Below are 8739 nucleotides of genomic sequence, written 5' to 3' on the forward strand. Positions count from 1 at the left end.
TGCGAAATATACTTAGATTTGCGAACAGAAAAGAGAAAATCACTATCAAAAACTTTAAATTTATATTATGGACAAAAAAAGAGTTTATACCTTTGGTAATGGCCAGGCAGAAGGAAAGGCCGATATGAGAAACCTTTTGGGTGGGAAAGGTGCTAACCTTGCAGAAATGAACCTTATAGGGGTTCCGGTTCCTCCGGGCTTTACAATAACGACAGAAGTTTGTACGGAATATTATGAAATGGGGCAGGATAAAGTCGTTGCTCTGTTGAAGAATGAAGTTGAACAAGCCATTGCCCATGTGGAAACACTGATGCGTTCCAAATTCGGTGATGTGGAGAATCCGTTGCTGGTTTCCGTACGTTCGGGTGCGCGCGCTTCCATGCCGGGCATGATGGACACTATCCTGAATCTTGGCTTGAATGACGAAGTGGTGGAAGGCCTGACGCGCAAGACGGGCAATGCACGCTTTGCATGGGACTCTTACCGTCGTTTCGTGCAGATGTATGGCGACGTGGTGCTGGGCATGAAACCGGTGAACAAGGAAGATGTAGACCCGTTCGAGGCTATTATAGAAGAGGTGAAACATGCTAAAGGCGTGAAGCTGGATAACGAGCTTGAGGTGGAAGACCTTAAGGAACTCGTGAAGAAGTTCAAGGCTGCGGTGAAAGAACAAACCGGAAAAGACTTCCCGACTTGTGCCTACGAGCAGTTGTGGGGTGCCGTTTGTGCCGTATTCAACTCCTGGATGAACGAACGTGCTATTTTGTATCGTAAGATGGAGGGAATTCCTGACGAATGGGGTACTGCCGTAAGCGTTCAGGCTATGGTATTCGGTAATATGGGCGAGAGCTCTGCTACGGGTGTTTGCTTCAGCCGCGATGCTGCTACCGGTGAGGACCTTTTCAATGGCGAGTATTTGATTAATGCACAAGGCGAAGACGTGGTTGCCGGTATCCGTACTCCGCAACAGATTACAAAAATCGGTTCTCAACGTTGGGCTGAATTGGCTGGTGTAAGCGAAGAAGAACGTGTCAGCAAATATCCTTCCATGGAGGAGGCTATGCCGGAAATTTATAAGGAACTGGATGCTTTGCAGACGAAACTCGAAAATCACTACCGTGATATGCAGGATATGGAGTTCACTGTACAAGAGGGTAAACTCTGGTTCCTCCAGACCCGTAACGGTAAGCGTACCGGAGCCGCTATGGTGAAGATTGCCATGGACTTGCTCCATCAAGGTATGATTGACGAAAAGACTGCATTGATGCGTTGTGAGCCCAATAAGTTGGACGAACTGCTCCACCCGGTATTTGACAAGACAGCTCTGAAGCAAGCCAAGGTATTGACCCGTGGTCTTCCCGCTTCTCCGGGTGCCGCTACGGGACAAATCGTATTCTTTGCCGATGATGCTGCCGAATGGCATGCTGCCGGCAAGCGTGTGGTGATGGTACGTATCGAGACTTCTCCGGAAGATTTGGCAGGTATGGCAGTTGCCGAAGGTATCCTGACTGCCCGCGGCGGTATGACTTCGCATGCAGCAGTGGTTGCTCGTGGTATGGGTAAGTGCTGTGTGTCCGGTGCCGGTGCCTTGAACATAGACTACAAGGCGCGTACAGTGGAAGTGGATGGTGTACTGTTGAAAGAAGGTGACTATATCTCCTTGAACGGAAGCACTGGTGAAGTATATAAAGACAAGGTGGAGACAAAAGCGGCTGAGCTGTCCGGTGACTTTGCGGAACTGATGGATTTGGCAGACAAATATACGAAGCTGCAGGTTCGTACCAATGCGGATACTCCTCACGATGCAGAAGTGGCACGCAATTTTGGTGCGGTGGGTATCGGCCTTTGCCGTACGGAGCACATGTTCTTCGAAGGCGAGAAGATTAAAGCCATGCGCGAGATGATTCTGGCAGAAAACGCTGAAGGACGTCGCAAGGCTTTGGCTAAGATTCTACCTTACCAGCAAGCTGACTTCAAGGGTATCTTCAAGGCAATGGCTGGTTGTCCGGTGACTGTACGTCTACTCGACCCTCCTTTGCATGAGTTTGTTCCTCATGACCTGAAGGGACAGCAGGAAATGGCAGATACGATGGGTGTAAGCCTCCAGTATATCCAGCAACGTGTTGAGGCTCTTTGTGAGCATAATCCGATGTTGGGTCATCGTGGTTGCCGTTTGGGAAATACATATCCTGAAATTACACAGATGCAGACGCGTGCCATCTTGGGTGCTGCTTTGGAATTGAAGAAGGAGGGTGCCGAAACCCATCCTGAAATCATGGTTCCTCTGACCGGCATCTTGTATGAGTTCAAGCAGCAGGAAGAAGTGATTCGTGCTGAGGCTGCCCAGTTGTTTGAAGAAGTGGGTGACAGCATCGACTTCAAAGTAGGTACAATGATTGAGATTCCGCGTGCCGCCTTGACTGCCGACCGCATTGCTTCCTCTGCCGAGTTCTTCTCATTCGGTACGAACGACTTGACTCAGATGACATTTGGTTATTCACGCGACGATATCGCTTCCTTCCTCCCGATTTATCTGGAGAAGAAGATTCTGAAAGTAGACCCGTTCCAGGTACTCGACCAGAATGGTGTAGGACAGTTGGTGCGTATGGCTACTGAAAAGGGACGTGCTATCCGTCCGGATTTGAAGTGCGGTATCTGCGGCGAACATGGTGGTGAGCCTTCTTCTGTGAAGTTCTGCCACAAGGTCGGTTTGAATTATGTCAGCTGTTCTCCGTTCCGTGTGCCCATTGCACGTCTGGCTGCGGCGCAGGCGGCAATCGAAGGCTGATATTTGATAATGTAATGTATTGATAAATAATGTTTTGTATGGGTTTATAGCGCTGAGGATGTGCTGTAAACCCATATTTGTTTTATCTGCATTCTAAGCACTTTATACAGGGTTTTGCTTTGGAAGGTTTAGAAATATTTTGTAATTTTGCAATGTCCGGTTTAGAAAGAAGTTTAGAAGTTTGATAAACTGTAAATCAAAATATATGGCTACATTTAGAACTTGTGTGCAGAAGCAGCGTAAAGATGGATTCTATCCGGTGTATATACATGTCACACATCTGAAAAAGAGTATGTGGTTCGTGAATATGAACTACGATATTTAAGGTGCGGGGGTGGGGCTTTCCATCACCAAATCTATTGTGGGACACTATGGGGGAGGTATATCACGTTGCCTGCCAGTATTGAATACAAAGAGTACGATAAATTTTGATTTGCCAGTCTAAGGCTCAATCGGCCATTTTCTTCAATTTTTTGAAGTGGTGGATTACTTCCAGATAGTCGCGGTCGGTGCAGGCATTGAATTTATTCCATAAGTCACCCATTACAACAGCACCACCGAATCCGTAATCCTTAATCTCCAGTATGTTGTCGGGAGTAATGCCTCCCAAGGCCATGACTTTACTGTCTATGATCTTACTTTTCCCTGCTTGCCGCAATTCCTCGGCAGTGAAGCCGGACGTGACTCCGGACTTTGTGATACAATTATATATCGGGCTTAAGAACAGATAGTCATAGAAATGCTTCTTGTTTTGCACTTCGTCCAGTGAATGGCAGGTACAACTGATGTGGCCTGAATAGTCGTGAGGTTCTTTGGGGTTGCGGGTGTTTAGATGAATTCCCATCAGGCTGAACTCTTCCTGCAGGTAGAAGTGCTCATGAGTAATGATGCGCTTATGATATTTTTTAGGTATCAGTGTTAAAAGCCGTTCTGAATACATGGCGGGAGTTTCCGGCTTCCTCAGATGTAGAATATCCAGCCCCTCTTCGAATAGTGCCGTGATAATCTTGTCTTCTTCCACAAAAAATGTGGGTGCTGTTACTACGATGAGTTTCATTTTTATTGTTAAACTTTTAAGTTTAGCAAAGTTAATGAATACTTATGGTAGAAGCCAAAGAATTTCTTTAAAATATGTTAGATGACTGCTTTAAACAAGAAAACGCCTTCTTGAGTTTTTATAATTCAAGAAGGCGCCCTTCACATGGCTTTATGAGACCTTGTCGGTTTATTTGAATCTTTTGCCTACCGCATCCCAATCAATGATGCCCCATAACTCGTTTATGTGGTCGGCACGGCGGTTCTGGTAGTCAAGATAGTATGAATGTTCCCATACATCGAATCCGAGTAGCGGAACAAGACCGGCACGTACTGGGTTACTACCATTGGCTTCTTTGGTGATGTGGAGTTTGCCGTTTTTGTCGGCAGACAACCAAGCCCATCCGGAGCCGAACAATCCGACAGCTGCTGCGTTGAATTCCTTCTTGAAATTCTCAAAGCTGCCGAAGTCGCGTTTGATGGCTTCTGCCAGTTTACCGGTAGGCTCGCTGTGGGCAGGCTTCGGGGCAAACTGCAAGAAGTATAGTGTGTGGTTCAACACCTGTCCTGCATTGTTGAAGATGGCACCGTCCGGTGCTGTGGCGACAATGGTCAATAGATTCTTGCCTTCGAATTCTGTTCCCGGAACGAGATTGTTGAGGTTGTTCACGTAGGTTTGCAGATGCTTGCCATAGTGGTAATCTATGGTTTGCTGACTGATTACGGGTTCCAGTGCATTGTTGGCATAGGGAAGTTTTGGCATTTCGTAAGTCATAACTGTTGTCATTAAAATCGTTAATATTGTATTCATAAGTTTCAATTATTAAATTTTGGAACTTTGCTATATAAACACTATAACCTGTGGAAATGTTCGTACGTCTCCGAAGCTTTTTTTATCTTTGCCTCCGTAAAAACAAAGGAAGAAAAAATATTATCATTTTAAGATTATACGGATATGCCCGATTATATAGAGGAACTGAACGAGGGACAGCGGAACGCGGTGCTGTACAACGATGGTCCGTCATTGGTGATAGCCGGTGCCGGTTCAGGAAAGACGCGTGTGCTGACCTATAAGATTGCTTATCTGCTAGAGAATGGCTACCAGCCTTGGAACATTCTGGCATTGACCTTTACCAACAAGGCGGCGCGCGAAATGAAGGAGCGTATAGCCCGTCAGGTGGGGTCGGAGAGGGCACGCCATTTGTGGATGGGAACCTTTCACTCCTTGTTCCTGCGCATTCTGCATGTCGAGGCCGGGCATATCGGCTTCACTTCGCAGTTTACCATTTATGATACGGCGGACAGCAAAAGCCTGATACGTTCCATTATCAAGGAAATGGGGCTGGATGAGAAAGTGTACAAGCCGGGGATGGTGCAGGCTCGTATCTCGAATGCCAAGAATCATCTGGTTTCTCCTGCAGGCTATGCCAATAACAAGGAGGCTTACGAGGGAGACCGCGCAGCAAAGGTTCCGGCGCTTCGCGACATCTACCAGAGATATTGGGAGCGTTGCCGGCAGGCAGATGCAATGGACTTCGACGATTTGCTGTTCTACACATTCCTGCTGTTCCGGGACTACCCCGAGGTGTTGGCGCGTTATCAGGACCAGTTCCGCTACATTTTGGTAGATGAGTATCAAGATACCAATTTTGCACAGCACAGTATCGTGCTGCAACTTGCCAAGAACCATCAACATGTCTGTGTGGTGGGGGATGATGCACAGAGTATCTACTCCTTCCGTGGTGCCGATATTGACAATATTCTCTATTTTACGAAAGTATATCCCGATACGAAGGTCTTCAAGCTGGAGCAGAACTACCGTTCTACCCAGACCATTGTTCGCGCGGCCAACAGCCTGATAGAAAAGAACCAGTGGCAGATACGTAAGGAAGTGTTTTCAGAAAAGGAGAAAGGAGAAGCCATCGGTGTGTACCAGGCATATAGCGATGTGGAGGAAGGGGATATTGTGGTGAATAAGATAGCTGAGCTACGGCATGAAAAGCACTATGCCTACTCTGATTTTGCGATACTCTACCGTACCAATGCGCAGAGCCGTATCTTTGAGGAAGCCATGCGCAAACGCAGTATGCCTTACCGTATTTATGGAGGCTTGTCGTTCTATCAGCGTAAGGAAATCAAAGATGTCATCGCTTACTTCCGTCTGATAGTGAATCCCAATGATGAAGAGGCTTTCAAGCGTATTATCAACTATCCTGCACGGGGTATAGGAGATACGACAGTGGGAAAAATCATTGCTGCCGCCACCGGTCACAATGTCAGTTTGTGGACTGTGCTTTGTGAACCGTTGACATATGGCTTGAACTTCAATAAAGGTACGATGGGAAAGTTGCAGGCATTTCGTGAACTTATATCTGCCTTTATCACAGATGCTGCGGAAAAGAATGCCTGCGAGATTGGTGCCGACATTATTCGCCAATCGGGCATCATCAATGATGTGTGTCAGGACAACTCTCCCGAGAATCTGAGCCGTAAGGAGAATATAGAGGAGTTGGTGAACGGTATGAATGATTTTTGTGCCCAACGGCAGGAGGAGGGAAACCCGAGTGTGTTGTTGGGCGATTTCCTTTCGGAAGTTTCTCTTCTTACCGACCAGGATTCGGATAAGGATGGCGACGATGAGAAGATAACGCTGATGACTGTACATTCGGCCAAGGGATTGGAGTTCAGGAATGTGTTTGTAGTGGGGATGGAGGAGAACCTTTTCCCCAGTGGCATGGCGGGTGACTCTCCCCGGGCGTTGGAGGAAGAACGGAGGCTGTTCTATGTAGCCATCACACGTGCCGAAGAACACTGTTTCCTATCGTATGCAAAGGCACGTTTCCGGTATGGCAAGATGGAGTTCGGTACTCCCAGCCGTTTCCTGAAGGATATAGATATGCGTTTCCTGCGCCTACCTCAGGATGTGGGAATGTTTCGCAGGGTAGAGGATGAAGCCGCCGTTTTCCGCAGGGAGAACGCCAGAGGCTTTGCGCCTGATAGGGAAGATGTCCCGTATGGCGGAAGAGAGCGTGTATCTGTACGGCCGAAGCAGCAGATTATTGCACCGACCGTTCCACGTAACCTGAAACGGGTGGCGTCTTCTGCAAATATGGCAAATACATCGCCTTCTGCCAGTGGGTCGGCCAACCGTGTACAGCGAGGACAACTTATTGAGCACGAACGTTTCGGTCTGGGCGAAGTCTTGAAGCTGGAAGGCGAGGGAGACAATGCCAAGGCTACCATCCGCTTCAAGAATGCGGGGGACAAGCAACTTTTACTGCGCTTCGCGCGTTTCAAGGTTATTGGGTAGTGGAGTAATGCGAACCGGTGGTTTCGTTTCAACTACTGATTCGCGTAAATTCCATTATAAAAAGAAGCGTCCTAAAAGGAGCGGTATCTGTTTTGCTAAGTCCTCAGGCAGGGCTTTTCAGACCCTTCGTTTGTTCGAATGGCTTTGTGAATGATAGAAAATATAAATAGAAGAATGACTGATAAAGATTTTACCCTTTTCCCTTCTCCCTGCTATATTATGGAAGAAGGATTGCTGAGGAAGAACCTCGCACTGATAAAAAGTGTGGCTGACCGTGCAGGTGTGGAGATAATCCTCGCTTTCAAATCATTTGCCATGTGGCGTTCCTTTCCTATTTTCAGGGAGTATATAAATCACTCTACGGCAAGTTCCGTCTACGAAGCCCGTCTGGCATTGGAGGAGTTCGGAAGCAAGGCGCATACGTACTCGCCGGCTTATACCGAGGCCGAATTTCCGGAGATAATGCGGTGCAGCAGTCATGTCACTTTCAATTCGCTTTCGCAGTTCCATCGCTTTTATCCGGCGGTGACGGCGGAAGGAAGCGGCATTTCCTGCGGTATCCGCATCAATCCCGAATATTCGGAGGTGGAGACGGAACTGTATAATCCTTGTGCGCCTGGTACCCGTTTCGGTGTGATGACCGACCAGCTTCCCGAAAAACTTCCGGCCGGTATTGAAGGTTTTCACTGTCATTGTCACTGCGAGTCTTCTTCCTACGAGCTGGAACGTACATTGGAGCATTTGGAAGGAAAATTCTCCCGCTGGTTCTCACAGATTAAGTGGTTGAATTTGGGAGGGGGCCATTTGATGACGCGCAAGGATTATGATGTAGAGCATCTTGTCCGCCTATTGAAGGGTTTTAAGGAACGCTATCCGCATCTTCAAATCATTCTTGAACCAGGTTCTGCTTTCACCTGGCAGACCGGTGTGCTGAGCTCGGAAATAGTGGATATCGTGGAAAACCGCGGCATTCGTACCGCCATCCTCAATGTTAGCTTTACGTGCCATATGCCTGATTGCTTGGAGATGCCCTACCAGCCTGCGGTGCGTGGAGCGGGAATGGGCGATGCGGGCCCTTACGTCTATCGCCTTGGAGGAAACTCCTGCTTGAGCGGCGACTATATGGGACTGTGGAGTTTTGACCATGAACTGCAGATAGGGGAGAGAATCGTCTTTGAAGACATGATACATTACACCACTGTAAAGACGAATATGTTCAATGGAATTCACCATCCGGCCATTGCAATGTGGACAAAAGAAGGGAAATCAGAAGTTTTCAAGCAATTTTCTTACGAAGATTATCGTGAGCGAATGAGTTGATAATCAAAAGTATAATTGTATACGTAACAAAAATGTGCATTTTTTGAATGAAAAAAAGTCTGCAGAATGTTTGCAGGTTTAAGGAAAATATCTACCTTTGCATCCGCAATCGCGGAAATAGCTCAGTTGGTAGAGCATAACCTTGCCAAGGTTAGGGTCGCGAGTTCGAGTCTCGTTTTCCGCTCAAGGCAGTTTAGATTGCAATTACCTATGCCCAGGTGGCGGAATTGGTAGACGCGCACGTTTCAGGTGCGTGTGTCGAGAGGCATGCAGGTTCGAGTCCTGT

At 47.5% G+C, this 8739-nt stretch carries 5 protein-coding genes, 1 tRNA gene and 1 pseudogene; 5 read left to right on the forward strand and 2 right to left on the reverse strand.

The window, feature by feature from the left end; translation table 11 throughout:
• Window positions 1-67 precede the first annotated feature (67 nt).
• Together ppdK and M1B78_RS18870 are read left to right on the forward strand one after the other, a co-directional pair.
• On the forward strand, window positions 68-2788 hold the full coding sequence (gene ppdK, locus M1B78_RS08715) for a pyruvate, phosphate dikinase (protein ID WP_257940438.1): 2721 nt from the start codon (window positions 68-70) through the stop codon (window positions 2786-2788).
• Window positions 2789-3086: 298 nt separating this feature from the next.
• Window positions 3087-3220 (forward strand): annotated as a pseudogene (locus M1B78_RS18870) (sensor histidine kinase); the annotation flags it as partial.
• Between the two features lie 16 nt (window positions 3221-3236).
• On the opposite strand, the gene M1B78_RS08720 reads toward M1B78_RS18870, so the two are convergent.
• On the reverse strand, window positions 3237-3845 hold the full coding sequence (locus M1B78_RS08720; RefSeq protein WP_257931937.1) for a thiamine phosphate synthase: 609 nt from the start codon (window positions 3843-3845) through the stop codon (window positions 3237-3239).
• Window positions 3846-4013: 168 nt separating this feature from the next.
• Window positions 4014-4634, reverse strand: a complete 621-nt coding sequence (locus M1B78_RS08725; protein ID WP_276018916.1) for a superoxide dismutase — start codon at window positions 4632-4634, stop codon at window positions 4014-4016.
• Between the two features lie 144 nt (window positions 4635-4778).
• On the opposite strand from M1B78_RS08725, the gene M1B78_RS08730 reads away from it, so the two are divergent.
• The 3 genes from M1B78_RS08730 to M1B78_RS08740 all read left to right on the forward strand — a co-directional run bounded on the left by M1B78_RS08730 (window position 4779) and on the right by M1B78_RS08740 (window position 8637).
• Window positions 4779-7133 (forward strand): ATP-dependent helicase, encoded by a 2355-nt coding sequence (locus tag M1B78_RS08730; protein WP_257940439.1) that lies wholly within the window; start codon window positions 4779-4781, stop codon window positions 7131-7133.
• Window positions 7134-7307: 174 nt separating this feature from the next.
• Window positions 7308-8453 (forward strand): carboxynorspermidine decarboxylase, encoded by a 1146-nt coding sequence (gene nspC / locus M1B78_RS08735; protein ID WP_257931938.1) that lies wholly within the window; start codon window positions 7308-7310, stop codon window positions 8451-8453.
• A gap of 111 nt (window positions 8454-8564) precedes the next feature.
• Window positions 8565-8637 (forward strand) — tRNA-Gly (locus tag M1B78_RS08740).
• The last annotated feature ends 102 nt before the right edge of the window (window positions 8638-8739 follow it).

It is taken from the genome of Bacteroides muris (ex Fokt et al. 2023) (genome assembly GCF_024704895.1).
In the GTDB taxonomy this organism is placed as follows: Bacteria; Bacteroidota; Bacteroidia; order Bacteroidales; family Bacteroidaceae; genus Bacteroides; species Bacteroides muris.